The organism is Variovorax sp. Soil_C_33 (assembly GCF_057656935.1).
In genome coordinates this window covers 111,286-135,705 of the sequence record NZ_JBDGJK010000009.1, presented here as the reverse complement: position 1 = coordinate 135,705, position 24,420 = coordinate 111,286, and the positions used below count along the sequence as shown (strand labels likewise).

The 24,420-nt window shown below is 67.1% G+C and carries 23 protein-coding genes; 10 read left to right on the top strand and 13 right to left on the bottom strand.

The features are described 5' to 3' along the window. Positions 1–6: 6 nt before the first annotated feature. The 3 genes from AC3A6B_RS15840 to AC3A6B_RS15830 are packed head-to-tail and all read left to right on the top strand — an operon-like array spanning position 7 to position 4,233. Positions 7–1,323 carry an ATP-binding protein gene (locus AC3A6B_RS15840; RefSeq protein WP_487837632.1) on the top strand — a complete coding sequence of 439 codons (1,317 nt, stop codon included), beginning with the start codon at positions 7–9 and terminating at the stop codon, positions 1,321–1,323. Positions 1,324–1,347: 24 nt separating this feature from the next. After that, a complete protein-coding gene (locus AC3A6B_RS15835) occupies positions 1,348–3,141 on the top strand; it encodes a cytochrome c biogenesis protein DipZ (RefSeq protein WP_487837631.1) in 1,794 nt (597 codons plus the stop codon). 51 nt (positions 3,142–3,192) lie between these two features. Next, positions 3,193–4,233: a lipocalin-like domain-containing protein gene (locus AC3A6B_RS15830; RefSeq protein WP_487837630.1), complete on the top strand. Its 1,041-nt coding sequence runs from the start codon at positions 3,193–3,195 to the stop codon at positions 4,231–4,233. Here the strand turns inward: AC3A6B_RS15830 and AC3A6B_RS15825 are convergent. Next, entirely contained in the window at positions 4,230–5,150 is a 921-nt protein-coding gene (locus AC3A6B_RS15825; RefSeq protein ID WP_487837629.1) for a LysR substrate-binding domain-containing protein, read from the bottom strand. The genes AC3A6B_RS15830 and AC3A6B_RS15825 overlap by 4 nt on opposite strands. A 119-nt stretch (positions 5,151–5,269) precedes the next feature. Here AC3A6B_RS15825 and AC3A6B_RS15820 point away from each other — a divergent pair, with 119 nt between their 5' ends. The 6 genes from AC3A6B_RS15820 to AC3A6B_RS15795 all read left to right on the top strand — a co-directional run bounded on the left by AC3A6B_RS15820 (position 5,270) and on the right by AC3A6B_RS15795 (position 10,799). Next, positions 5,270–6,019, top strand: coding sequence for an SDR family NAD(P)-dependent oxidoreductase (locus AC3A6B_RS15820; RefSeq protein WP_487837628.1), 750 nt, complete (start codon positions 5,270–5,272; stop codon positions 6,017–6,019). Between the two features lie 30 nt (positions 6,020–6,049). Continuing rightward, positions 6,050–7,027: a TRAP transporter substrate-binding protein gene (locus AC3A6B_RS15815; protein WP_487837627.1), complete on the top strand. Its 978-nt coding sequence runs from the start codon at positions 6,050–6,052 to the stop codon at positions 7,025–7,027. Between the two features lie 164 nt (positions 7,028–7,191). Continuing rightward, positions 7,192–7,653: a TRAP transporter small permease gene (locus AC3A6B_RS15810; protein WP_487837626.1), complete on the top strand. Its 462-nt coding sequence runs from the start codon at positions 7,192–7,194 to the stop codon at positions 7,651–7,653. Between the two features lie 2 nt (positions 7,654–7,655). Then, complete coding sequence (locus tag AC3A6B_RS15805) at positions 7,656–8,915, top strand: TRAP transporter large permease (protein WP_487837625.1); 1,260 nt, start codon at positions 7,656–7,658, stop codon at positions 8,913–8,915. 37 nt (positions 8,916–8,952) lie between these two features. Next, complete coding sequence (locus tag AC3A6B_RS15800; protein ID WP_487837624.1) at positions 8,953–9,789, top strand: transketolase; 837 nt, start codon at positions 8,953–8,955, stop codon at positions 9,787–9,789. A gap of 11 nt (positions 9,790–9,800) precedes the next feature. After that, positions 9,801–10,799 (top strand): transketolase family protein, encoded by a 999-nt coding sequence (locus tag AC3A6B_RS15795; protein WP_487837734.1) that lies wholly within the window; start codon positions 9,801–9,803, stop codon positions 10,797–10,799. 21 nt (positions 10,800–10,820) lie between these two features. Here the strand turns inward: AC3A6B_RS15795 and AC3A6B_RS15790 are convergent, their stop codons facing one another. The 10 genes from AC3A6B_RS15790 to AC3A6B_RS15745 form a co-directional block, all read right to left on the bottom strand. Beyond that, complete coding sequence (locus AC3A6B_RS15790; protein ID WP_487837623.1) at positions 10,821–11,759, bottom strand: SMP-30/gluconolactonase/LRE family protein; 939 nt, start codon at positions 11,757–11,759, stop codon at positions 10,821–10,823. An 8-nt stretch (positions 11,760–11,767) separates the two neighbouring features. After that, positions 11,768–12,754 (bottom strand): branched-chain amino acid ABC transporter permease, encoded by a 987-nt coding sequence (locus AC3A6B_RS15785; RefSeq protein WP_487837622.1) that lies wholly within the window; start codon positions 12,752–12,754, stop codon positions 11,768–11,770. Next, positions 12,751–13,626, bottom strand: a complete 876-nt coding sequence (locus AC3A6B_RS15780; protein ID WP_487837621.1) for a branched-chain amino acid ABC transporter permease — start codon at positions 13,624–13,626, stop codon at positions 12,751–12,753. The genes AC3A6B_RS15785 and AC3A6B_RS15780 overlap by 4 nt, the downstream gene beginning before the upstream one ends. 86 nt (positions 13,627–13,712) lie before the next feature. Beyond that, positions 13,713–14,909: an ABC transporter substrate-binding protein gene (locus AC3A6B_RS15775; protein ID WP_487837620.1), complete on the bottom strand. Its 1,197-nt coding sequence runs from the start codon at positions 14,907–14,909 to the stop codon at positions 13,713–13,715. Between the two features lie 48 nt (positions 14,910–14,957). After that, positions 14,958–15,668, bottom strand: a complete 711-nt coding sequence (locus tag AC3A6B_RS15770; protein ID WP_487837619.1) for an ABC transporter ATP-binding protein — start codon at positions 15,666–15,668, stop codon at positions 14,958–14,960. Next, a complete protein-coding gene (locus AC3A6B_RS15765) occupies positions 15,668–16,438 on the bottom strand; it encodes an ABC transporter ATP-binding protein (protein WP_487837618.1) in 771 nt (256 codons plus the stop codon). Before AC3A6B_RS15765 ends, AC3A6B_RS15770 begins: the two co-directional genes overlap by 1 nt. 170 nt (positions 16,439–16,608) lie before the next feature. Further along, positions 16,609–18,171: a DHA2 family efflux MFS transporter permease subunit gene (locus AC3A6B_RS15760; RefSeq protein ID WP_487837617.1), complete on the bottom strand. Its 1,563-nt coding sequence runs from the start codon at positions 18,169–18,171 to the stop codon at positions 16,609–16,611. Between the two features lie 17 nt (positions 18,172–18,188). Next, positions 18,189–19,505 carry an EmrA/EmrK family multidrug efflux transporter periplasmic adaptor subunit gene (locus tag AC3A6B_RS15755; RefSeq protein WP_487837616.1) on the bottom strand — a complete coding sequence of 439 codons (1,317 nt, stop codon included), beginning with the start codon at positions 19,503–19,505 and terminating at the stop codon, positions 18,189–18,191. A gap of 28 nt (positions 19,506–19,533) precedes the next feature. Then, on the bottom strand, positions 19,534–20,967 hold the full coding sequence (locus tag AC3A6B_RS15750; protein WP_487837733.1) for an efflux transporter outer membrane subunit: 1,434 nt from the start codon (positions 20,965–20,967) through the stop codon (positions 19,534–19,536). A 16-nt stretch (positions 20,968–20,983) separates the two neighbouring features. Next, positions 20,984–21,514, bottom strand: coding sequence for a MarR family winged helix-turn-helix transcriptional regulator (locus AC3A6B_RS15745; RefSeq protein WP_487837615.1), 531 nt, complete (start codon positions 21,512–21,514; stop codon positions 20,984–20,986). A gap of 75 nt (positions 21,515–21,589) precedes the next feature. Here AC3A6B_RS15745 and AC3A6B_RS15740 point away from each other — a divergent pair, with 75 nt between their 5' ends. Then, positions 21,590–23,374, top strand: coding sequence for an ABC transporter transmembrane domain-containing protein (locus AC3A6B_RS15740; protein WP_487837614.1), 1,785 nt, complete (start codon positions 21,590–21,592; stop codon positions 23,372–23,374). Positions 23,375–23,380: 6 nt separating this feature from the next. On the opposite strand, the gene AC3A6B_RS15735 is transcribed toward AC3A6B_RS15740, so the two are convergent. Both AC3A6B_RS15735 and AC3A6B_RS15730 read right to left on the bottom strand, forming a co-directional pair. Further along, positions 23,381–23,818, bottom strand: a complete 438-nt coding sequence (locus AC3A6B_RS15735) for a DUF1178 family protein (protein ID WP_487837613.1) — start codon at positions 23,816–23,818, stop codon at positions 23,381–23,383. Between the two features lie 10 nt (positions 23,819–23,828). After that, positions 23,829–24,419 carry an NUDIX domain-containing protein gene (locus AC3A6B_RS15730; RefSeq protein WP_487837612.1) on the bottom strand — a complete coding sequence of 197 codons (591 nt, stop codon included), beginning with the start codon at positions 24,417–24,419 and terminating at the stop codon, positions 23,829–23,831. Position 24,420: the final 1 nt, after the last annotated feature.

The window sequence follows — 24,420 nt, the reverse complement described above, 5'->3', positions numbered from 1 at the left end:
CCGTCCATGCCCACCATGCGTCGCCTGATCCCTCAATCGCTGTTCGCCCGCGTGACGCTGATCATCGTGGTCGGCCTCGCGATTGCGCAGCTGCTGACCTTCGCGGCGATCCGCTACGAGCGCGGCATGGCGCTGCGCGAGCTGATGATGATCGGCATCGAACGCGACATCGCGAGCTCGATCGCCGTGCTGGATCGCCTGCCCGCCGCCGAGCGCGCGAGCTGGCTGGGCCGGCTGGAGCGGCGCAACTACCGTTTCATGCTGGGCGGCGGCGTCGCGGGCCCGCCGCCCGCGACGCCGCTGGCGCAGGAGTTCGCCGCGGCCATCGTCAACGCGATGCATCCCTTCGAGGTCGTGAAGGTGGCACAGGTCGCCGAGCCGACCGAGGGCATTCGGATCCAGGTGAAGCTGGCGGACGGCAGCCCGGTGATCGTCGATGCCAGGCGGGTGGGCATGCCGGTGTCGAACTGGGTCATGTGGCTGCTGCTGGTCCAGCTCGTGGTGCTCGCGGTCTGCGCCTGGTTCGCGGTGCGGCTGGTCACGCGCCCGCTGGCGCGGCTCGCCGCGGCGGCGGACGAGCTCGGGCCCGACCTGAAGGCCCGCAACATCGAGGAAGAAGGCCCCACCGAGGTGGCGCATGCGGCACGCGCGTTCAACGCGATGCAGCGGCGCATCGCCGGCTACATGGCCGAGCGCGTGGAGATCCTGGCGGCGATCTCCCATGACCTGCAGACGCCGATCACCCGCATGCGGCTGCGCACCGAGATGATGGACAACGAGCGCGACCAGCTGAAGTTCCGCCAGGACCTCGACGCCATGAATGCGCTGGTGCGAGAAGGCGTCACCTATGCGCGCACGCTGCACGGCGCGACGGAGCCGCCCTTGCGCATCGATGCCGATGCGCTGCTCGAGAGCATGGTCGCCGATTACGAGGATTCGGGCCAGGCCGTGCGCCTGGAGGGACGGATCGACGCACCGATCGTGACGCGGCCCCAGGCCCTGCGCCGGATTCTCGTCAACCTGATCGACAACGCATTGAAGTTCGGCAGCGACGTGCGCGTGCAGGTGCAGGCCGATGCGGGGCGGCTGGTGGTCGCGGTGCTGGACAACGGGCCGGGCATCCCGCCCGACGAGCTGGAGGCCGTGCTCAAGCCCTTCTACCGGGTCGAGAGCTCGCGCAACCGAAGCACCGGCGGCACCGGCCTGGGGCTCGCCATCGCGCACCAGCTCGCCATCGCGATGGGCGCGGAGCTCAGCCTGCACAACCGCAGCGAAGGCGGCCTCGAAGCCCGCGTGACCCTGTTCAAACCCGGCGCGGCCTGAACGCTGCGCTTATCGACTGACACCATGCTCCTTCTCATCGTGGCCTACCTGGGCGGCGCGCTCACCATTCTGAGCCCGTGCATCCTGCCGGTGCTTCCCTTCGTGTTCGCGCGTGCCGACCGGCCGTTCCGCTCGCACGGCCTGCCTCTGCTGCTGGGCATGGCGCTGGCCTTTGCCGCCATCGCCACGCTGGCGGCGGTGGGCGGCAGCTGGGTGGTCGAGCTCAACGAGTACGGGCGCCACGCGGCGATCGCGCTGCTGGCGGTGTTCGGCGTCACGCTGTTGTTCCCGAGCGTGGCCGACCGCCTGAGCCGGCCGCTGGTCGCGCTCGGCATCCGGCTCTCGGACGCGCAGGCTGACGGTTCTTTCGCCCGGCCTTCGATTTTTTCGCCGCTCGCATTGGGCGTGGGCACGGGCCTGCTGTGGGCGCCCTGCGCGGGTCCGATCCTCGGCCTGATCCTGACCGGCGCGGCCTTGAATGGCGCCAGCATCGGCACCTCGCTGCTGTTGCTGGCCTATGCCGCCGGCGCGTGCACCTCGCTGGCGGCGGCGCTGCTTTTCGGCGGCCGCGTGTTCGCAGCGATGAAGGGATCGCTCCACACCGGCGAATGGGTCCGGCGTGCCGCCGGCGCTGCGGTCCTGGTGGGCGTGGGCGCCATCGCGCTGGGCCTGGACACCGGCCTGCTCGCGCGCCTCTCGGTCGGCACCACCTCGGCCCTGGAGCAGGCGCTGGTCGAGAAGACCGGCATCCGGAAGCCGACGCCGCCGCGCGTCGACGCGAGCGTCTCCCTCGAACCGACGGGCACGATGCAGACGGCAGCCGCCCTCGAGCCGGCACCCGCGCGGACGCTCGGCGTCGAGGGCCGCTTTCCTTCGCTGGCCGGCGCGACGGAGTGGATCAACTCCGCCCCGCTCACGACCGAAAGCCTGCGCGGCAAGGTGGTGCTGGTCGACTTCTGGACCTATTCGTGCATCAACTGCCTGCGCACCCTGCCCTATCTTCGCGCGTGGTCGGAGAAGTACAAGGATGCGGGCCTGGTGGTCCTCGGCGTGCATGCACCCGAGTTCGCATTCGAGAAGCGGCCGGTTAACGTGCGCCGGGCGACCAAGGATCTCGGCATCGACTTCCCGGTTGCCATCGACAACGACTTCACCATCTGGCGCGGCTTCGACAACCAGGCCTGGCCCGCGTTCTATTTCATCGATGCAGAGGGGCGCATTCGCCATCACCAGTTCGGCGAGAACCGGTACGACAAGCTCGAACGGATCATCCAGCAACTGCTGGCCGAGGTCGGGCGAAGCCATGCTCCGTCCGGGCTGGTCGCGCCGCGGGGCGAAGGCGTCGAGGCCGCGGCGGGCACGGCACCCGTGCTGTCCGAAGAAACCTACCTGGGCTACGAACGCACGCAGAACTTCGCCTCGCCGGGCGGCATTGCCGGCGATCGCGCGAACACCTACCTGGCTGCCGTGTCGCTGCGAACCAACCAGTGGGCGCTGGCCGGCGAATGGACGGTGGAGCGCGAACGCGCGGTCGTCAATCGCGCCAACGGCCGCATCGCCTTGCGCTTCCATGCGCGCGATCTGCATCTGGTGCTCGGTCCCTCGGCCGACGGCAAGCCCGTGCGCTTCAGGGTGCTGGTGGACGGCAAGCCGCCGCTCTCCGACCATGGCTCCGACGTCGATGCCCAGGGCAATGGGACGATCGACGCGCAGCGCCTCTACCAACTGGTGCGCCAGGCGTCTCCCGCCAAGGACCGACTGTTCGAGATCGAATTCCTCGATGCCGGCGCGCAAGCCTACGCCTTCACCTTCGGTTGAACGCGAAGGACTTGTAGACTCGTCGGCGTGACTCACGCCGCCCCTTTCGACATGTCGCGCCGTGCCGTGCTCCTGTCGGCACTCGCGGCACCGGCGGCGTGGGCGCTGCCGCCGCGCATGCTGCAGTTTCCGCGCGACTTCGGCAGCCATCCGGATCTGCGCACCGAGTGGTGGTACATCACGGGCCATGCACAGGCCGGCGCGCGCGACTTCGGCTTCCAGCTCACCTTCTTCCGCTCGCGCGTCGCTGCGACGCAGGCGATGCGCTCGGACTTCGCGGCGCGTCAGCTGATCTTCGCGCACGCGGCCATCACCGATCTCGAAGGCCGCAAGCTCTGGCACGACGAGCGCATCGCGCGGGCCGGCTTCGGCGTGGCATCGGCGGCCGAAGAGGACACCGACGTCCGGCTGCGCAACTGGACGCTGAAGCGCGATGCCAGCGGCTACACGGCCAAGTTGCCGGCCGAGGGCTTCGGACTCGACGTGCGCTTTTCACCCGCCCAGCCGGTGCTGCTGCAAGGCAAGGACGGCCTGTCGCGCAAGGGCCCCGACGCCGAGCAGGCCAGCTACTACTACAGCGAGCCGCAGCTCGCGACGCAGGGCCGTCTCACCTTGCAGGGCCGCGCCTTCGACGTGCAAGGCAAGGCCTGGCTCGACCACGAATGGAGCGAAGCCTACCTGCATCCAGACGCGGCCGGCTGGGACTGGATCGGCATGAACCTCGACGACGGCGGCGCGCTGATGGCCTTTCGCATCCGGCGGCGCGACGGCTCGGCCCAGTGGTTCGGCGGCTCGCTGCGCAGCGCCGACGGAACGCTGCGCGTCTTCGGCCCAGACGAGCTGCGCTTCGACGCCGAAAGCACCTGGACCAGCCCGCGCACGCGCGCGGCCTACCCGACCCGATGGCGCATCCAGACGCCGGCCGGCGTCTTCAGGGTGCAGGCACTGCTGGACGACCAGGAGCTCGACAGCCGGGGTTCGACCGGTGCCGTCTACTGGGAAGGACTGAGCGATCTGCAAGACGCGAGCGGGCGGCGCGTCGGGCGCGGCTATCTCGAGATGACCGGCTACGCGCAAGCGCTGCGGCTCTAGGCCGCAGTCCAAGTCGACACTGCAGCGCTCTCCGGCTCGACCGCCTGTTCCCGCATCCACTCGATGAAGTTCGTCACTTCGCTGCGCTGCAGATGGCGCTGAGGGCATACCAGGAAGTGCGCATGGACCTTCAAGCACCAGCGTTCGTCAAAGACCTTTCTCAATCGGCCCTGGTGAAGGTGGCCCGCGGCTACCGATGAGCTGTCCAGGGCAATGCCCAGGCCTTGCACCGCGGCGTCGAGGGCCATGGATGTTCGATCGAAGCGGAAAGCGAACTGCCCGCTCGAGAACGCGATCTTGCGGCTGCGGAACCAATCGCCCCATTGCACGACGTTGACGACAGACTGGATCAACGGAAGGTTCAGCAGGTCTGCAGGGTTCTCGATGCGATGCCTTTCGATGAACGCCGGGCTCGCCATCGGTTGAATCCGTTCCTCGAACACGGGTTGCACGTTGAGATGCGGCCAGTTCGGCACGCCGTATCGGATGTCGATGTCGACCTGGCCGCTCGCAAAGTCGGAGTGAACGACGGACGAGGACAACGAGAGTGCGATGCCGGGGTGCGCCTGCGCGAAATCGGCCAGTCGCGGCATGAGCCACAGGCTCGCGAAGCTCGGCGCCGCGTGGACATATAGCGCGTTGCGAACGCCCTTGCGCGCGTTGTCGGTCGCTGAGCTGATCGCGTCGAGCGCGCCGGAGACCCGGCTCATGTATTCGCGGCCGGCTTCGGTCAGCGCGATGCTGCGCGCCGAACGCTCGAACAGCCGCACGCCGAGCAGTTCCTCCAGCTTGGCAATCTGGTGGCTCACCGCCGAGGGCGTCAGGTGCAGCTCGATGGCGGCCGCGCTGAAGCTCGCGCGGCGCGCCGCAGCCTCGAAGGCAAGCAGGCAGCTCAGTGGGGGAAACGACGATCGCATCGGGTAAACCCTTTATGAACGCGATTCACTCATCGCTGACGAAGTGTCGTTTGTCTTCATGCATCACTCCATCGATAGTTACCCCCACACCCCGCTCGCTACTACCACGGAGACAGTCCATGTTGCTCACCGATCGCGTCGCCCTCATCACCGGAGGCGCCGGCCTCAACGGCCTCGGATTCGCCACTGCGCGCCTGCTGGCCTCGCACGGCGCCCGCGTCGTCATCACAGACCTCGAAGCCGCCGCGCCTGCGCAGGTCGCCTCCACCCTCGGCGGCGGCCACCTGGGGCTGGTTGCCGATGTGACCGACAAGTCCGAGGTCGAGTCCGCCGTGGCGCGCGTGCTCGAGAAGTTCGGCCGGCTCGACATCCTCGTCAACAACGCCGGCATCACGCAGCCACGCAAGACGGTGGACATCTCCGGTGCCGACTACGACGCCGTACTCGATGTCAGCCTGCGCGGCACGCTGCTCTTCTCGCAGGCCGCCATTCCTGCCATGCAGCGTCAAGGCAGCGGCTCGATCATCTGCATTTCGTCGGTCTCTGCGCAGCGCGGCGGGGGGATTCTCGGAGGTCCCCACTATTCGGCCGCCAAGGCCGGCGTTCTGGGTCTCGCGCGAGCGATGGCACGTGAACTGGGCACCGACGGCATCCGCGTCAACTCGATCACGCCGGGGCTGATCGGCACCGACATCAGCAAGGGCAAGTTGACCGAAGAGCGCAAGGCGCAGATCGCCGGCGAGATCCCGCTCGGCCGGATCGGCGTCGCCGATGACGTCGCCGGCGCCTGCCTGTTTCTCGCCAGCGACCTCTCGAGCTATTGCACCGGCATCACGCTCGACGTGAACGGCGGCATGTTGATTCACTGATCCACCCCATCACTACACCGGAGACAAACCATGAAACGCAGAAACATCGCCGTTATCATCGGCACGTTGATCACCACGGGCAGCCTTGCCTTTGCGCAGGCGCCCGTCAAGCTCACCTTCGGCCACGGCGCCGCGCCGGGCAATCCGCGGCATGAGGCGGCCGTGAAGTTCGCCGAGACCATCAAGGCAAAGACCGGCGGACGCTTCGAGATCCAGGTGGCGCATTCCGCGCAGCTCGGTGACGACGCCGCGATGATCACCGCGCTGCGCTCGGGAACACTGGACATTTCCGCCAACAGCCAGGGCGCGATGGCCAACGTGGTTCCCGAGTACGCGGCACTGGGCCTGCCATTCCTGTTCACCGATATCCAGAAGGCCTGGCAGCTGCTCGACGGGCCAGTGGGCGAAGAGCTGTCCAAGCGGACGGCCGCCAAGGGAATGGTCGTGCTGGGCTATTGGGACAACGGCATCCGCCACGTCACCAACAACAAGCGGCCGATCAAGACGCCGGCGGACATCAAGGGATTGAAGATCCGCACCCCGCCCGACACGATGACCATGGACATCATGCAGGCGCTCGGCGCCGATGCGCAGCAGATCAAGTTCTCGGAGCTGTACGTGGCGCTTCAGCAGGGCGTGGTCGACGGACAGGAGAACCCGCTGACCAATATCGCGTCGGCCAAGCTCTATGAAGTGCAGAAGTACCTCTCGCTGACCGGGCACAAGTACGAAGCCAACCCCTTCGTGATGAGCAAGCGTTCATGGGAGCGGCTGAGCCCGGCCGATCAGAAGGTCTTCACCGAAGCGGCGGCCGATGCGACGCAGATGCAGCGAAAGCTCTCCAAGGAAGCCGATGAAAAGCTGACCACCGAACTGAAAGCCAAGGGCGTGCAGATCGACACGGTGGACCGCAAGGCATTCGTCGAAGCGACGAAGTCCGTCTACACGAAATGGGGCTCAGGCCCGAGCGGCGACTTCGTCAAGCGCGTCGTCCAGCAAGCGCAGTAGCGCATCCGAAGGACAGGCGAACGACGCAGCGCTGCGACGCGCTGCGGTGACGTCTGTCGTCCCGAGTTCATGACTGCGCCGCAGCGCGCGTCCTTCCTCGAAGGGGTATTGATATGTCGTTCCTTCTTTTCCTTGACCGATGCATCGGCGGAGCGTGTCGCGGTGTGCTCTACGTCACGCTGACCATCGTGTTCCTGATCCTGAGCATCAACGTGGGCCTGCGCTACGTCGCGGGAACCAGTCTCGCATCGGCATCCGAGCTGCCGGAACTGATGTTCCCCTGGATGATCATGGCCGGCGTGGTCCTGGCAGCGCAACACGGCTCGCACATCGCGGTCGTCATGTTCACCCAGAAGCTGGGCGCGACGCGCCGGTGGGTTCTGGCCGGCGGATCCCTGACCGTCGCGGCGCTCTATGCATCGCTGGCGGTGGCGGCCTGGCCCCTGATGGAGATCGCCGCCGACGAACGCAGCCCCATGCTGCAGGTTCCCGGCTCGGTCAGCGTGTGGGCCCTGATGCTGGGCTTCGGGCTGCTGAGCGTGGTGACCTTGTGCAAGCTGCCCGCACTGTGGAGCAGCGCCGGCGTCCGGGAGCCTGACGCCGAAGCCCTTGCGCACGGAGCCTAGCCATGACCGCACTCATTGTTGGACTCTTCATCGTCACCGCGCTGTTGTCGATTCCGATTGCGCACGCGCTGGTCCTTGCCTCTGTCGGCGGTCTTCTCATCATCGACAAGGTGCCCGTGCATCTGGCGGTCGAGCAGATGATTTCGCAGACACAGAGCTTCCCGCTGATTGCCATTCCCTTCTTCATGATGACGGGCGCACTGATGGTCAGCGGCCGGCTCGGCCAGAGCCTGGTGAGCCTGCTGTCGATGATGATCGGGCGCGTTCACGGCGGCCCGGCCCAGGTCGGGGTTCTGTCGTCGACCATCTTCGGCGGCGTCTCGGGCTCGGCGGTCGCCGACGCCTCCGCGATCGGCTCGATGCTAATCCCCTGGCTCAAGAAGCTGGGCTATCCGGCGCCCTTCGCGGCCGGCACGCTGGCTGCGGCGGCGACGATCGACATCCTGATCCCGCCGTCCATCCCGATGATCGTGTACGCGCTGGTCTCGGGGGCCTCGATCGGCGCACTGTTCGTGGCGGGCATCCTGCCCGGGCTGCTGATGTGCGCGGGCTTCATGGCGGTGTGCTACGTGCAGGGCCGCCGCCGCAACTTCCCGCGCGACACGACGCCGTTCGAGTGGCCCGCGTTCTGGCGGCTGCTCGCACAAGCTGCACCCGCGCTGATGATGCCGGTGCTGATCATCGTCTTCCTGCGCTTCGGCATCGCGACGCCCACCGAGGTGAGCGTGATGTCCACGCTGTACGCGCTGGTCGTCTCGGGCCTGGTCTACAAGGACCTCACGCTCGCGAAGATCAAGACCGCCGCGATCGAAGCTGGAATCTCCACCGGCGTGGTGCTCCTGATCATCATGGCCTCGAGCGTCGTCGGCTGGATCGTGACCTACGAGCAACTGCCGGCCGAGTTCACGCGCTTCGCGAAGGAAACGCTGCAGTCGCCCTGGCTGATCATCCTGGCGATGAACCTGATCATGCTGGCCACCGGCATGTTCATCGACCTGCCCGCAGCCGTGCTTCTGCTCACACCCATGTTCGTGCCGCTCGCCGCCGCAGTGGGCATGGACACGGTACAGCTCGGGATCATGATGATCGTCAACCTCTCTATCGGGCTCTACCACCCGCCCATAGGCACCACGCTGTTCATCACCAGCACGATCGCCAAGGTGCGCATCGGGGACGTGGTGAAGGAGCTGATCCCGTTCTACTTCGTCGCGATCGGGCTCCTGCTGGCCTTTGCGTACCTGCCCTGGCTCACCATTCGCTGAAGCGCCCCCTCTCTTCCATCTTTCAAGAAGGACCATCATGTCTGATCAATCCCCTCTTTCCGAGCGCGCCTACCGCATTCGGCGCTACGCCCTGCGCATGGGCGAGGTGCAAGGCCAGGGCTACGTCGGCCAGGCGCTCGGCTATGCCGACGTTCTGGCTACCGCATACGGCCACGCGATGACGTTCCGGCCCGATGACCCCCAGTGGGAATCGCGCGATCGCTTCTTGCTTTCGCACGGGCACTACGCCATCGCGTTCTACGCGGCACTGATCGAGGCCGGGATCATCCCCGAAGAGGAGCTGGAAACCTACGGCAGCGACGACAGCCGTCTCCCGATGTCCGGCATGGCAACCTACACGCCCGGCATGGAGATGTCCGGCGGCTCGCTGGGCCAGGGCTTGCCGATCGCGGTCGGCATGGCGCTGGCCCTGCGGCTCAAGCGCAACCCGGCCTTCGTCTACAACTCCATGTCCGACGGCGAGCTGGATGAAGGCTCGACATGGGAAGCGGCGATGGCGGCCAGCCACCATGGCCTCGCCAACCTGATCTGCCTGGTGGACATCAACAACCAGCAGGCCGACGGCCCGTCGTCCGAGGTCATGGCTTTCGAGCCGCTCGGCGACAAATGGGCCGCCTTCGGCTGGCACGTGCAGCGCGTCGATGGCAACGACCTGCCGGCCGTCAAGGCCGCATTCGACACGGCGCGTGCATTGCCCGAAGCGAAGCCGCGCGTGATTCTCTGCGACACGCTGATGGGCAAGGGCGTTCCCTTCCTCGAGCAACGCGAGAAAAACCACTTCATACGCGTCGATCCGCCGGAATGGCAACAGGCCATCGATCACCTCGACCAAGCGCAAAGAGCCGCAGCATGAGCACGAGCAACATGACCGCCGACATCGCAAAGAAGCCGCGCCTGAAGACCTCGGCAATGATCGCCTCCATCGCGTCCGAAGGGCAGCGTGTCAAGGCGGCGCCGTTCGGCAAGGCGCTGGTTGAATTGGCGCAATCGCGACCCGAGATCGTCGGCCTCACGGCCGACCTGGCCAAGTACACCGACCTGCATCTCTTCGCGCAAGCCTACCCGGAACGCTTCTTCCAGATGGGCATGGCGGAGCAACTGCTCATGGCGGCGGCCGGCGGATTTGCCAAGGAAGGCTTCGTGCCCTTTGCCACCACCTACGCGGTGTTCGGCACGCGCCGCGCCTTCGATTTCGTGCACCAGGTGATCGCGGAAGAAAACCTCAACGTGAAGCTGTGCTGCGCATTGCCAGGGCTCACCACCGGCTACGGACCGAGCCATCAGGCGACCGAGGACCTGGCGCTGATGCGCGGCATTCCGGGCATGACGATCGTCGACCCTTGCGACGCACTCGACATCGAGCAGGCGGTGCCGCAGATCGCGGCGCACCAGGGCCCGGTCTACATGCGGCTGCCGCGCGGCCAGGTACCTCTGGTGCTGGACGAGTACGACTACAAGTTCGAACTCGGCAAGGCCAAGCTCCTGCGCGACGGGCGCGACGTGCTTGTCATCTCGAGCGGCTTCATGACCATGCGCTCCCTCGAGGTGGCCGACAAGTTGCGCGCAGACAATGTGGATGTCGCCGTGCTGCACGTCCCGACGATCAAGCCGCTGGACGACGCGACCATCCTCGCCGAAGCGAAGCGACTCGACCGCCTGGTCGTTGTCGCGGAAAACCATTCGGTGATCGGCGGCCTTGGCGAAGCGGTGGCGAGCCTGCTCATGCGCAATGGGGTGGCCCGAACGTTCCGTCAGGTGGCGTTGCCGGACGCCTTCCTCGACGCCGGCGCTCTGCCGACGCTTCACGAACGCTACGGCATTTCGACGAGCGCGATGGCCGCGAGTGTCCGCGAATGGCTATGAATGGGTGATCAGGCAACGCGCTCAACCGCCGCGCGCACCCTGCGTGTTGACGTAGAGCGCATAGAGCGACTGGCTCGCTGCCATGAAGAGCCGATTGCGCGCCACGCCGCCGAAGCACAGGTTGGCGCAGCGCTCCGGCAAGGCGATGCGGCCGATCGGCGTGGCGTCGGGCGCGAACACCATCACGCCGTCGCGGCCCTCGCCGGTGCCCCAGCCGGCCCACAGGTTGCCGTCGACGTCGCAGCGGAAGCCGTCGGGCGAGCCTTCCATCTCGGTCTGCAGGAACACGCGGTCGTTCTGGAGCCGGCGGCCGTCGTCGCTCAAGTCGAACACGCGGATGCGGCGCGGCAGCGTGCCCGACTCGACGACGTAGAGCCGGCGCTCGTCGGGCGAGAAGCACAGGCCGTTGGGCCGGTTCACGTCGCCGCACACCACGGTGGCCTCTCCGGTCTTGCCGTCGACGCGGTAGACGTTGGTGGGCAGCTCGGCCTCGGCCGCATGGCCTTCGTAGTGGCCGAGGATGCCGAAGGGCGGATCGGTGAACCAGATCGAATCGTCCGACTTGACGACGATGTCGTTGGGCGAATTGAGCCGCTTGCCCTCGAAGCGGTCGAGGATCACGGTGATGCTGCCGTCGTACTCGGTGCGCGTCACGCGCCGCGTGCCGTGCTCGCAGCTGACGAGCCGCCCCTGGCGGTCGCGCGTGTGGCCGTTGGCGAAGTTCGAGGGCCTGCGAAACGCGCTGACCGCGCCGGTCTCCTCGTCCCAGCGCATCACGCGGTTGTTGGGGATGTCGCTCCACAGCAGGCAGCGGCCGTCGCCGAACCACACCGGGCCCTCGGCCCAGCGAAAGCCGGTCGCCAGCCGCTCGACGGCAGCACTCGTGATGCGGTATCTGGCGAAGCGCGGGTCGAGGATCTCGATGGCCGGGTCGGGATAGCGTTCAGCGGGACGCCACATGGATCGACCTACGCACGCGGCGCCTTGCGCCGATCGACGAAGGCAATGATCTCGCCCATGATGCCGCGCCGGAAGGCCAGCACGCAGATCACGAAGATCAGGCCGGTGACCATGGTGACCGACTCGCCGAGGGTATTGAACCAGTCGATGGTGGTGAGCCGCGCCATCAGGTGCCCGAAGTCGCCGATCTTGTTCTCGAGCAGCACTACCACGGCCGATCCGACCAGCGGGCCCGAGAGCGTGCCGAGGCCGCCGACCAGCGTCATCAGGATCACCTGCCCCGAGGCCGTCCAGTGCACGTCGGACAGCGAGGCGAAGCCCAGCACCAGTGTCTTGAGCGAGCCGGCCAGGCCCGAGAGCGCGGCCGAGATCACGAAGGCCAGCAGCTTGAAGCGGCTCACGTCGTAGCCCAGCGAGATGGCGCGCGGTTCGTTCTCCTTGATGCCCTTCAAGACTTGCCCGAACGGCGAGTGCACGGTGCGCGCGATGAGCAGGAAGGCCGCAACCACGATCACCAGGGCGACGTAGTACATGGTCAGGTCGTTGCTCAGGTCGATGAGCCCGAAGAGCTTGCCGCGCGGCACGCTCTGCAGACCGTCCTCGCCGCCGGTGAACGGCGCCTGCAGGGCCACGAAGTACATCATCTGGGCCAGCGCCAGCGTGATCATCGAGAAGTAGATGCCCTGGCGGCGAATGGCCAGCCAGCCGAACACAAGCCCCAGCAGCGCGCCCATCAGCGTGCCTGCGATGAGCCCGAGTTCGGGCGTGAAATGCCACATCTTGATGACATGCCCCGTCACATAGGCCGAGCTGCCGAGGAAGGCGGCATGGCCGAAGGACAGCATGCCGGTGTAGCCCAGCAGCAGGTTGAAGGCACACGCGAAGAGCGCGAAGCACAGCACCTTCATCACGAAGACGGGATAGAAGCCGACGAACGGCGCGGCGACGAGCGCCAGCAGCAGTGCGGCGTAGACAACAGTGGAGATCTTCTTCATTTTTCGCTGCCGAACAGGCCGGCGGGGCGGATGAGAAGCACCACCACCATGATCAGGAAGACGACGGTAGCCGACGCCTCGGGATAGAACACCTTGGTCAGGCCCTCGATCACCCCCAGCCCGAGCCCGGTGAGGATAGCGCCCATGATCGACCCCATGCCGCCGATCACGACCACGGCGAACACGATGATGATGAGGTTCTGCCCCATCAGCGGAGAGATCTGGATGACGGGCGCCGCGAGCACCCCGGCGAATGCTGCCAGCGCGACGCCGAAGCCGTAGGTCAGCGTCACCATCAAGGGCACGTTGACGCCGAAGGCCTCGACAAGGCGCGGATTCTCCGTGCCGGCGCGCAAGTAGGCGCCGAGCCGGGTTTTTTCGATCGCATACCAGGTGGCGAAGCACACGACCAGCGACACCGCCACCACCCAGGCGCGGTAGTTGGGCAGGAACATGAAGCCCAGGTTGGTGCCGCCGCTGAGCGCTTCCGGCGTGCTGTAGGCGAGCCCGGAGACACCGTACACCGAGCGGAAGCCGCCTTCGATCAACAGCGTGAGGCCGAGCGTCAGCAGCAGGCCGTAGAGGTGATCGAGCTTGTAGATCCAGCGCAGCAGCAAGCGCTCGATCAGCACGCCGAAGACGCCGACGATCAGCGGCGCCACCACCAGCATGACCCAGTAGTTGATGTTGAAATAGTTCATCGCCATCCACGACAGCACCGCCCCCATCATGAACAGCGCGCCGTGCGCGAAGTTGATGACGTTGAGCAGACCGAAGATCACCGCCAGCCCGAGGCTCAGGATCGCGTAGAACGACCCGTTGACCAGCCCCAGAAGGAGCTGGCTCAACAAGGCAGGAAGGGAAATGTTCATGGATGCGATGAGGCCGAAGCCTCGGTTTCTTTCTTATTCGAGAGGGTCGAGAGGGCGGCCGTGTCCGGCCGCCCGCAGCGCGAACCCTACTTCCAGAGCGCGCAAGTGCTTTCTTCCTTCGTGGTGTAGACCTGCTCGCCCGGCACCTTCTTGATGATCTTCAGCAAATCCCAGGGGCCTTTGGATTCGGACGGCTTCTTGACCTCGGCCAGCAGCATGTCGTGCACCATGCGTCCATCGGCGCGGATCACGCCCTTGGCGTAGAAGTCGTTGATCGGCGTCTTCTTGAGGTGCGCCATCACCTTGTCGGCATCGGTCGACTTCACGGCTTCGACGGCCTTGAGGTAGGTCATGGTCGCAGAGTAGTCCGCAGCCTGGATGTCGGTCGGTTTGTTCTTGGTCTTGGCTTCGTAGCGCGCGGCCCACTTGCGCGACTCGTCGTCGGCATCCCAGTACCAGCTGGTGGTGTGCAGCAGACCCTGCGTGGCGGGCAGGCCCAGGCTCTTGACGTCGGTCAGGAACACCAGCAACCCGGCAATCTTCATGCTCTTGTCGATGCCGAACTCCTTGGACGCCTTCATCGAATTGATGAAGTCACCCCCGGCGTTGGCCAGGCCCAGCACCTGTGCCTTGGAGTTTTGCGCCTGCAGCAGGAAGGACGAGAAGTCCGACGCATTGAGCGGCGCCTTCACGCCACCGACGACCGTGCCGCCTTTGGCCTTGACCACCTTGGCGGTATCCGCTTCGAGCGCGTGACCGAAGGCGTAGTCCGCCGTCAGGAAGAACCAGCTCTTGCCACCGGTCTCCACCACGGCCCCGCCAGTGCTCTTGGCCAACGCGACGGTGTCGTAGGCATAGTGCACGGTGTAGGGACTGCACTGGGCGTTGGTCAGTGCCGAGGTGGCAGCCCCGTTGGTGAAGAACACCCGCTTCTTCTCCTGCGCCACCTTGGCCGTGGCCAGCGCAACGCCGGAATTGGTGCCTGCAAAAATCAACGTGGCGCCCGCGGTATCGATCCATTCGCGTGCCTTGGAAGCGGCGATGTCGGGCTTGTTCTGGTGGTCCACGCTCAGCACTTCCACCGGCTGGCCGAGCACCTTGCCGCCCATGTCGTCGATGGCCATCTGGATGGCCGTGGCACCGCCTTTGCCTTCCAGGTCGCCATAAAGGCCCGACAAGTCGCTGATATAGCCGATGACGACCTTCTCCTGTGCCTGCACGGCGTGCGTGGCGAGGCCGGCGGCGCCGAGCATGAGGGCAACGATCTTGAGTTTCGCTTTCATGGTGTCTCCTGGTGTGGGTTGAAGCGGACGAAAAATAGCGGCGTGCACTCAGACGCCGAGCAGTTCGTGGAGCACCGGCATCTTGGCGTCGAGCTCGGCGGCGCCGAACTTTTCGACGATGCGGCCGTGCTCCATGACGTAGAAGCGGTCGGCCAGCGGCGCCGCGAAGCGGAAGTTCTGCTCCACCATGACCACGGTGTAGCCCTTGCCGCGCAGCGTGTGGATCATGCGGGCCAGCGCCTGCACGATCACCGGCGCCAGGCCTTCGGAGATTTCATCGAGCAGAAGCAGCCTGGCGCCGGTACGCAGGATACGCGCGACCGCCAGCATCTGCTGCTCGCCGCCAGACAGGCGCGTGCCCTGGCTGTTGCGGCGCTCGGCCAGGTTGGGAAACATGGCGTAGATCTCGTCCACCGACATGCCCTGCCCTGCGCCCTTCAGCACGGGCGGCAGCAGCAGATTCTCTTCGGCCGACAGGCTTGCGAAGATGCCCCGTTCTTCCGGGCAGTAGCCGATGCCGTGGTGCGCGATGCGGTGCGTGGCCATACCGATGGTTTCGGTGCCATGGACCTTGATGCTGCCCTTGCGCGCGCCGGTGAGGCCCAGGATGGCGCGCATCGTGGTGGTACGCCCCGCACCGTTGCGCCCCAGGAGCGTGACCACCTCGCCGGGCTGCACCACCATGTCCACGCCGTGCAGCACGTGCGACTCGCCGTACCAGGCGTGGAGGTCCTTGATTTCCAATGCAGGCGCCGCCATCAGTGGGCTCCTTGCAACTGGCCGTCTGCGGTGCCCATATAGGCTTCCATCACCTGCGGATTCCTCGAGACTTCGGCATACGGCCCCTCGGCCAGCACGGCGCCGCGCTGCAGCACCGTGATGGTGTCGGCGATGGTCGAGACCACGCTCATGTTGTGCTCCACCATCAGGATGGTGCGGCCGGCCGACACGCGCTTGATGAGCTCGGCCACGCGGTGCACGTCCTCGTGGCCCATGCCCTGCGTGGGCTCGTCGAGCAGCATCAGCTCGGGCTCCATCGCGAGCGTGGTCGCGATCTCGAGCGCGCGCTTGCGGCCGTAGGGCAGGTTCACCGTTTGTTCGTCGGCGAGGTCTTCGAGGCCGACTTCGGCCAGCAGTGCGCGCGCACGGTCGTTGAGGGGAATCAGCGATTTCTCGCTCTTCCAGAAATGGTAGGAGGTGCCGAGCGCGCGCTGCAGGCCCAGGCGCACGTTCTCGAGCAGGGTCAGGTGCGGGAACACGGCCGAGATCTGGAACGAGCGGATGATGCCGCGCCGCGCGATCTGCGCCGGACGCTCGTTCGTGATGTCCATCCCGTTGAACAGGATGGTTCCCGAAGTGGGCTCGAGGAACTTGGTGAGCAGGTTGAAGCAGGTGGTCTTGCCGGCGCCGTTGGGGCCGATCAAGGCATGGATCGATCCGCGAACGACCGAGAGATCAACCTTGCTGACCGCGGTGAAGCCCTTGAATTCCTTGGTGAGCTGGCGTGTTTCGAGAATGATGTCGCTCATCTCGCGCGGTCGCCCGTGTGCTGGCAGGAAGAATCAGTCATGCGGTCCATCCGAGCGCACCACCATGGTTGCGCGGACCGCATTGTTTGCAGCGGCAACCAAACTTGCCTACTGGGGCAAATGCCTATGCTGCACTGCAACCAGCGTCGGCTGGTTGCACGAGGGCTTGATCAGTGCGCGCCCGCGGCGGCATCCGAGCCGCCTGCGCTTCGTGTCGGCTTCGCCAGCCACACGAAAGGGATCAGCAGCAGGAACAGCACCGCCGATGCATAGAACACATCATTCGCCGCCAGCATGAAGGACTGCTGGTCCACGATGCGGTTGAGCTGGCCTAGCACCTGCTCGGCGCTGAAGCCGCTGCCGGCGAGGCCGGCCATCGCGCTGTTCGCGGCGGCGTTGCCCTGGTTGACCGACTCGACCAGTTGCGCGTGATGCAGCGCCGCGCGGTTTTCCCACACCGTGGTGGCGATGGACGTTCCCATGGCTCCCGCGGTGATGCGCGCGAAGTTCGAAAGTCCGGACGCGGCCGCGATGCGATCGGGCGCGAGGCCCGACAGCGTGATCGTCACCAGCGGGATGAAGAAAAAGGCCATCGCCACGCCCTGGATCACGGTCGGGATCATGATGGTCCAGAAGTCGGCCTGGGTGTTGAAGTTGGAGCGCATCCACAGCACCAGCGCGAACACCAGGAAGGAGAAGGTCGCATACCGGCGCGGATCGATCTTGGCGACCGTGAGGCCGACGATCGGCGAGAACACGATCGCCAGCAGGCCCACCGGCGCCATGATCATGCCGGCCTGCGTCGCCGTGTAGCCCATGTACTGCTGCAGCCACAACGGCAGGATCACGACATTGCCGAAGAACAGGCCGTAGGCCACCGCCGTCGCCAGTGCGCCCGACCAGAAGTTGCGGCGCTTGAAGAGCGAGAGGTCGACCACCGGGTGCTTGTCGGTCAGCTCCCAGACCAGGAAGAAGGCGAAACCGACCACCGCCACCACCGCCATCGCCACGATCTCCGGCGAATGGAACCAGTCGAGTTCCTTGCCCTTGTCGAGCATCAGTTGCAGCGAACCCACCCACAGCACCAGCAGCGCCAGGCCGATCGCATCGATGGGCACCTTGCGCGTCGTGCTCTCGCGCTTGCGGTAGATGGCCCAGGTGATGCCCGCGGCGAGCAGGCCCACCGGAATGTTGATGTAGAAGATCCAGGGCCAGGAGATGTTGTCGGTGATCCAGCCGCCGAGCAGCGGCCCCATCACGGGCGCGACCAGCGTGGTCATTGACCACATCGCCATCGCGAGCCCGGCCTTGGCCTTCGGGTAGCTCGACAGCAGCAGGGTCTGCGACAGCGGAATCATCGGCCCGGCGACGAATCCCTGCAACGCGCGGAACGCGATCAGCGTCGTCATGTTGGGCGCCAGCCCGCAGAGCCAGGAGCTGATGATGAACAGCAGCACGCTGGCCATGAACAGGCGCACCTGGCCGAAGCGCTGCGTGAGCCAGCCGGTGAGCGGCACCGCGATGGCGTTGGCCACCGCGAAGCTGGTGATGACCCAGGTGCCCTGCGTCGAGCTCACGCCGAGGTCGCCGGAGATGGCCGGCAGCGAGACGTTGGCGATCGAGGTGTCGAGCACGTTCATGAAGGTCGCGGCCGAGAGCGCGATCGTGCCCCACAGCCGGGCGGAACCCTCGAGCGGCGGCAGGGGTGCGGGAGGAGTCGAAGCGGTCGCCATCGTGCGCCAGCCCTCGATCAGATCGGGTTGACGTGCGACGGCGCGACGTTCGCCGATGCGGCGCCGGCCGCGGGCCGCGCCGTGCTCGCGAGCGCCGCACCGCGACCCATGTTGGCCGCGATGATGCGCTGCACCTCGGCGTCGGCGCCCTGGTCGAGGCGGCTGTAGACCTGCGTCTGCGCCAGCGCGCTGGCGCGCGGCGCGTCGGCGAGCATCTTGCCGCCCTTCTGCGTGACGTCGATCTCGGCGTCCATCGAGAGGCCCACGCGCAGCGGATTGGCCTTGAGCTGCTCGGGGTCGAGCGCGATGCGCACCGGCACCCGCTGCACCACCTTGATCCAGTTGCCGGTGGCGTTCTGCGCCGGCAGCAGCGCGAAGGCGGCGCCGGTGCCGACGCCGAGGCCGGCGACCCGGCCCGTGTATTCGACCTTCTTGCCGTACACGTCGGCCGTGAGCCTGACGGGCTGGTCGAGGCGGATGCTGCGCAGCTGCACTTCCTTGAAGTTGGCATCGACCCACACCTGGTTCAGCGGCACGATCGACATCATCGGCGTGCCGGCCGCGACGCGCTGGCCGAGCTGCACGGTGCGCTTGGCCACATAGCCTTCGACCGGCGCCGGCATCGCGACGCGCTGCGTCGCGAGGTAGGCCTCGCGCACCTTGGCAGCGGCGGCGAGCACGCTCGGGTGCTGCTCGACGCTGGTGCCTTCGGTCAGCGACTGGTTGCTCGCGAGCTGCTCGCGCGCCGAAACCACGCCGGCCTGCGCCGCCGCGAGCGCGCTCTTGGCGTTGGCGAGCGTCGTCTCGGCATGGTTGAGTTCTTCCTTCGACACCGCGCCGTTGCCGCTCAGGGCCTGGCGGCGCTTCAGGTCGTCCTGCGCGCGTGCGATGTCGCTCTGCGCCTTGACGATGTCGGACTGGCGCAGCGTGACCTGCGCGGCCAGCGAGCCGTTGTTGGCGTAGAGCGTGCGCACCTGGCGCACCGTCTGCGCGAGCGCGGCCTCGGCCTGGTCGAGCGCGACCTTGGCATCGGCCGGATCGAGCTGCACCAGCGGCTGGCCGGCCTTCACGAGGTCGGTGTCGTCGGCCATGATGGCCATCACGGTGCCGCCGATCTGCGGCGTGATCTGGATCACGTTGCCCTGCACGTAGGCGTTGTCGGTCGACTCGTAGTGGCTCGCGACCAGCCATTCGTAGACGCCCCAGCCGGCGCCGGCCAGCACCACGACCGAGGCGAGCGCGGTCAGCGCGCGGCGGCGCTTGTTGTTGGGGGGCGATGCCTCGGCGACGGGTTGGGCCGGGACGTTCGTGTCGGTGTTGTCCTTGCTGTCCATGGAAATGTCTTTCGGTTTCGCGCGGTGTTCAGGGATGCGGGGTCGGTGTCGTGCCGGCCGCAGCGGTGGTCGACGTGGCGGGCTGCCAGCCGCCGCCCAGCGCGCGCGCCAGGCCGACCTGCGTGTCGAGGGCGCGCGCGGCGAGCTCGACCGCTTCGCGGCGCTGCGCGAGCACGGAGGTCTCCGCGGTCAGCACGTTGAGGTAGTTGCCGAGGCCGGCGCCGTAGCGCTGCACGGCGATGTCGTAGGCGGCTTCGGCCGCGCTCTGCGCGTCGCGCTGCTCGGCCTGTTGGCGCGCCACCGATTGCGCGCTGGCGACTTGGTCGGCGACATCGCGCACCGCATCGAGCACGGAGGCGTTATAGCTCTCGATCGCGGCGTCGAGATCGGCGGCCTTGCCGCGCAGGTTGGCGCGCAGCCGGCCACCTTCGAAGATCGGCAGTCGGATGGCCGGGCCCACGCCCCACTGCTGGCTGCCGGACTTGACCAGGTTGTCGAAGCCGATGCTCGAGAAGCCGGCGAAGGCCACGAGGTTGATGTTCGGATAGAACTGTGTCTTCGCGTTCGCGACATCGCTGGTCGCGGCCTCGACACGCCAGCGCGCGGCCGCGATGTCGGCGCGCCGGCCCAGCAGGTCGGCCGGGATCGTGGGCAGCGCGATCGGCCGGATGCCGCCGAGCGCCGGCGGGGCCAGGCCCTGCGTCGCATTCGGCTGGGCGACCAGCGCATCGAGCGCGTGCTGCGCGAGCGCGATCTGTTCGCCGAGGGACTCGATCTGCTGGCGCGCCTGCGGCAAGCCGCCTTCGCTCTGGCGCAGTTCGAGGCGCGTGTCGAGCCCGGCGGAGACGCGGTCGCGCACCAGCTTCAACGTCTCTTCGCGCTGCGCCAGCGTGCGCCTGGCCACGGCCAGCTGGTCGGTCAGCCGCGCCCACTGGAAGTAGCCGCGTGCGACGTTGCTGGCCAAAAGGACGCGGGCGGCATCGGCATCGGCTGCGGCGGCGTTCGCGCTGCCGATGGCCGCCTCGATCGCGGCGCGGTTCTTGCCGAAGAAGTCGAGCTCCCAGCTGGCATTGAGCTGCAGCGTGCCGGTCTCCTGGATCGAGCCGCCGAGCGGCGACGGATAGATGTAGTTGCCGCTGAACTTCTGCCGCGTGAGATCGAGCCCGCCGTCGATCTGCGGTTTGCCGGCCACTTCGGCGATGGCGCTCGTGGCCCGTGCGCGGGCAAGGCGCGCACGCGCGACCTGCAGATCGGGATTGCCTTGCAGCGCCTGGCCGACCAGGGCATTGAGTTGGGCATCGCCGAAGCCGAGCCACCATTGGCTGTCGACGGCAGGTGCGGCCTGCGCAGCGCTCAGGCCCAGCGAGTCCGCATCACGCAGCTTGGCATGCGAATCGATATGCGCCATGTCTGCGCAGCCGGCCAGAACAAGCGCCGCCACTGCAGCGGCCGCGGCGCGCATGCGGCGGCGCGCCGACTCAGGAGGAAGCTGATTCATCTTTTTCTCCACGGGCCGCAATGGCCTGTGCGTTGTCGAGGATGCGGCGCAGATAGCCCTTGAGCTGCACCCACTCCTCGCGGCTGAAGCCGGCGAGCGCCTCGTTCTGAACGCGGCACAGGACATGGGGCACCTGCCGCGCCGCGGCGCGGCCCTCGTCGGTGAGTTCGATGTTGACCACGCGCCGGTCGGATATGGAGCGCACGCGCCGGCACAGGCCCTTGGCTTCGAGGCGGTCGAGCAGGCGCGTCATGGCACCGGTGTCGAGCTGGCACTCGCGCGCGAGTTCCGCGACGGTGGTGGCGTGGCCCAGATGGAGCTTGTAGAGCGGTGCCCATTGCGGAAAGGTGGGCGCGCCAGGTTCCCACATGTCGCTGGCGACTGCCTGACTCACGAGAGTCGTGATGCGGCGCATCATGTGGCCGACGCTTTCCTCGGCCTGATAGTTCTCCGGCTTGTAAAAGTCGGCGGCGGCCGGCGGTACGGCTCCTGGGCTTGGGGAATCGGACATGGCGCTATATTAGTTGTCGCGACAACTATTGTCAAGGCTGCCTTTGAGGCGGCAAGCGTTGGCTAGAATCGAGTCATGGTTTCCCCTGCTTCGCCCTCGCTTGCCAAGGGCTCCCCCAAGTCGCTGACCGGGCTGACCCCTTTTCTTCGCCCCTACCGCACCCAGATCCTGCTGGCTGCCGTGTTCCTGGTCCTGGCAGCGGCGACCACGCTGGTGTTCCCGCTGGCGCTGCGCGGCCTGATCGACGGCGGCCTGATTGCCGCTGACCGCGGCGCCCAGGCCATGGCGCTGCGGGAGCATTTCCTCGCCCTGTTCGCCGTGGCGGTGGCGCTCGGCATCTTCTCGGCGGCGCGCTTCTACACCGTGAGCTGGCTCGGCGAGCGGGTCACGGCGGATCTGCGCAACGCGGTCTACGCCCATGTGCTGCGCCAGAGCCCGGCCTTCTTCGAGACCACGCAGACCGGCGAAGTGCTGTCGCGGCTGACGGCCGACACGACGCTGGTGCAGACCGTCGTCGGCTCATCGCTCAGCATGGGGCTGCGCAACGCCGTGATGGGCAGCGGCGCGCTGGCCATGCTGATCTGGACCAACCCCTACGTGATGGTGCAGGTGCTCGGCATCCTGGTGCTGGTGGTGCTGCCGAGCATGTGGTTCGGCCGCCGCGTGCGCCGGCTTTCGCGGGCCAGCCAGGACCGCGTGGCCGATTCGAGCGCCATCGCGGCCGAGGTGCTGAATGCGATTCCCGTGGTGCAGAGCTACACGGCCGAAGCGCGCGAAGCGGCCCGCTTCGACGCCTCCACCGACAACGCCTTTCGCACCGCGGTGCGCCGCACCAAAGCGCGCTCGGTGCTGGTGGCCTTCATCATCATCGCGACCTCGGCGGCGCTGCTGTGGGGCCTGTACCAGGGCACGCAGGCCGTGCTGCGCGGCGACATCACGGCCGGCCACCTCGGACAGACGGTGGTCTACGTGATCATCCTGGCCAGCGCCGCCGCGGTGCTGGGCGAGGTCTACGGCGACCTGCTGCGCGCGGCCGGCGCCACCGAGCGCCTGATGGAGCTGCTGCACGCCAGGCCGGTCATCGTCTCGCCGGCCCGGCCGGCCAAAGCGGCGGTTCCGGCCGCCGGCAGCGCGGTCAGCTTCGAGGGCGTCAGCTTCCACTACCCCTCGCGGCCCGGCACCCCGGCGCTGCGCGACTTCAGCCTCGCGGTGGCGCCGGGCGAGACGGTGGCGCTGGTGGGCTCCAGCGGCGCGGGCAAGAGCACGGTGTTCCAGCTGCTCCTGCGCTACTACGACCCGCAATCGGGCCGCATCGCGCTCGACGGCACTTCACTCGCGGCGCTGTCACTCGACGAGCTGCGCACGCGCATCGGGCTGGTGCCGCAGGACGCGGTGATCTTCTCGGCCAGCGCGCTGGAGAACATCCGCTACGGGCGGCCCGATGCCAGCGTCGAAGAAGTCCACGCCGCAGCGCGCGCCGCCTTTGCCGACGGCTTTTTGAAAGCGCTGCCCGAGGGCTACGACACCTTCCTCGGCGAGCGTGGCGTGCGCCTGTCGGGCGGGCAGCGCCAGCGCATCGCGATCGCGCGGGCGATGCTCAAGAATCCGCCGCTGCTCCTGCTCGACGAGGCCACCAGCGCCCTCGATGCCGAGAGCGAGCGCATGGTGCAGGCCGCGCTCGAATCGGCGATGGTGGGCCGCACCACGCTGGTCATCGCGCACCGGCTCGCGACGGTGCAGAAGGCCGACCGCATCGTGGTGCTCGACCACGGCGGCATCGTGGAACAGGGAACGCATGCGACGCTGGTCGCACAGAACGGCGTTTACGCGCGCCTCGCGGCGCTGCAGTTCGCGGCCTAGGGTCTGCTACTGCAATGTCTCTTTAAGCGCCGGCGGGATCGGAAGCGAGAACACCGCGATGCCCTCGTCGAGCAGGGTCTGCGCCTCTTCGCGCGTGGCCTGGCCGCGGATGCCGCGCTCTTCGGCCTCGCCGTAGTGCATCTTGCGCGCCTCGTCGGCGAAGCGTTCGCCGACGTCTTCGGTCTTGGCCATCACCTCGCGCACCGCGCGCATCCAGCGCGCTTCGGGCGAATTTTCAACCGCAGGGACGGTCGGCGTTTCGGCGGGCGGCTTGGGGCTGCCGAGATTCAGGCGCGGCGCGGCCAGCAGCTTGGTGATGGCCGTGTCGGCACAGATCGGGCACGAGACCAGGCCGCCGGCAAGCTGCGTCTCGAACGCCTCGTTGGACGCGAACCAGCCCTCGAAGCCGTGGCCGTGGACGCATTGGAGGTTGAGAACCTTCATGCCCGGATTATCAGGCGCCGGCGGGCAAGGCGGGCGTTTGCCAGTCGAGCGCCCATGCGCCCGACAGGACGTTTTGCAGCCAGAGCGTGCAGGTCAGCGTCTTGGCGTCGGACACGGTGCCGTCGCGGCACCAGTCGAACAGTTGGCCCGGCGTGGCCGTGATGACATCGAGGAATTCGCCGTGGTCGAGCTGCCGGTCGCCGAGCGACAGGCCGCGCGCGAAATAGATGTGGATGATCTCGGTCGAGTACGCCACCGCCAGGTGCATGGCGCCGGCGTGGGCCCATTCGCGCGCGCTGTAGCCGGTTTCTTCGAGCAGTTCGCGCTGACCGCAGAAAAGTGGGTCTTCGCCGGCATCGAGTTTGCCGGCCGGGAATTCGGTCATCACGCGGCCGATCGGGTAGCGGTATTGACGCTCGAGCACGACGCGGCCGTCGTCGAGCAGCGGCACCACCACCACCGCGCCGGGATGGATCACGTATTCGCGCGTCGCGCTCTTGCCGTCGGGCAGGCGCACGGTGTCGCGCTTGGCGTGCAGGAAATTGCCCTTGAACAGCAGCTCGCTGTTCGTGCCCTCTTCCCTCAGATGTGCGTCGTCCATG

Bases quoted from the DNA above. Each gene is read 5' to 3' on its own strand.
- AC3A6B_RS15840 (WP_487837632.1), top strand. From the start codon at position 7: ATGCCCACCATGCGTCGCCTGATCCCTCAATCGCTGTTCGCCCGCGTG.
- AC3A6B_RS15835 (WP_487837631.1), top strand. From the start codon at position 1,348: ATGCTCCTTCTCATCGTGGCCTACCTGGGCGGCGCGCTCACCATTCTG.
- AC3A6B_RS15830 (WP_487837630.1), top strand. From the start codon at position 3,193: ATGTCGCGCCGTGCCGTGCTCCTGTCGGCACTCGCGGCACCGGCGGCG.
- AC3A6B_RS15825 (WP_487837629.1), bottom strand. From the start codon at position 5,150: ATGCGATCGTCGTTTCCCCCACTGAGCTGCCTGCTTGCCTTCGAGGCT.
- AC3A6B_RS15820 (WP_487837628.1), top strand. From the start codon at position 5,270: ATGTTGCTCACCGATCGCGTCGCCCTCATCACCGGAGGCGCCGGCCTC.
- AC3A6B_RS15815 (WP_487837627.1), top strand. From the start codon at position 6,050: ATGAAACGCAGAAACATCGCCGTTATCATCGGCACGTTGATCACCACG.
- AC3A6B_RS15805 (WP_487837625.1), top strand. From the start codon at position 7,656: ATGACCGCACTCATTGTTGGACTCTTCATCGTCACCGCGCTGTTGTCG.
- AC3A6B_RS15800 (WP_487837624.1), top strand. From the start codon at position 8,953: ATGTCTGATCAATCCCCTCTTTCCGAGCGCGCCTACCGCATTCGGCGC.
- AC3A6B_RS15795 (WP_487837734.1), top strand. From the start codon at position 9,801: ATGACCGCCGACATCGCAAAGAAGCCGCGCCTGAAGACCTCGGCAATG.
- AC3A6B_RS15790 (WP_487837623.1), bottom strand. From the start codon at position 11,759: ATGTGGCGTCCCGCTGAACGCTATCCCGACCCGGCCATCGAGATCCTC.
- AC3A6B_RS15785 (WP_487837622.1), bottom strand. From the start codon at position 12,754: ATGAAGAAGATCTCCACTGTTGTCTACGCCGCACTGCTGCTGGCGCTC.
- AC3A6B_RS15780 (WP_487837621.1), bottom strand. From the start codon at position 13,626: ATGAACATTTCCCTTCCTGCCTTGTTGAGCCAGCTCCTTCTGGGGCTG.
- AC3A6B_RS15775 (WP_487837620.1), bottom strand. From the start codon at position 14,909: ATGAAAGCGAAACTCAAGATCGTTGCCCTCATGCTCGGCGCCGCCGGC.
- AC3A6B_RS15770 (WP_487837619.1), bottom strand. From the start codon at position 15,668: ATGGCGGCGCCTGCATTGGAAATCAAGGACCTCCACGCCTGGTACGGC.
- AC3A6B_RS15765 (WP_487837618.1), bottom strand. From the start codon at position 16,438: ATGAGCGACATCATTCTCGAAACACGCCAGCTCACCAAGGAATTCAAG.
- AC3A6B_RS15760 (WP_487837617.1), bottom strand. From the start codon at position 18,171: ATGGCGACCGCTTCGACTCCTCCCGCACCCCTGCCGCCGCTCGAGGGT.
- AC3A6B_RS15755 (WP_487837616.1), bottom strand. From the start codon at position 19,505: ATGGACAGCAAGGACAACACCGACACGAACGTCCCGGCCCAACCCGTC.
- AC3A6B_RS15750 (WP_487837733.1), bottom strand. From the start codon at position 20,967: ATGCGCGCCGCGGCCGCTGCAGTGGCGGCGCTTGTTCTGGCCGGCTGC.
- AC3A6B_RS15745 (WP_487837615.1), bottom strand. From the start codon at position 21,514: ATGTCCGATTCCCCAAGCCCAGGAGCCGTACCGCCGGCCGCCGCCGAC.
- AC3A6B_RS15740 (WP_487837614.1), top strand. From the start codon at position 21,590: ATGGTTTCCCCTGCTTCGCCCTCGCTTGCCAAGGGCTCCCCCAAGTCG.
- AC3A6B_RS15735 (WP_487837613.1), bottom strand. From the start codon at position 23,818: ATGAAGGTTCTCAACCTCCAATGCGTCCACGGCCACGGCTTCGAGGGC.
- AC3A6B_RS15730 (WP_487837612.1), bottom strand. From the start codon at position 24,419: ATGGACGACGCACATCTGAGGGAAGAGGGCACGAACAGCGAGCTGCTG.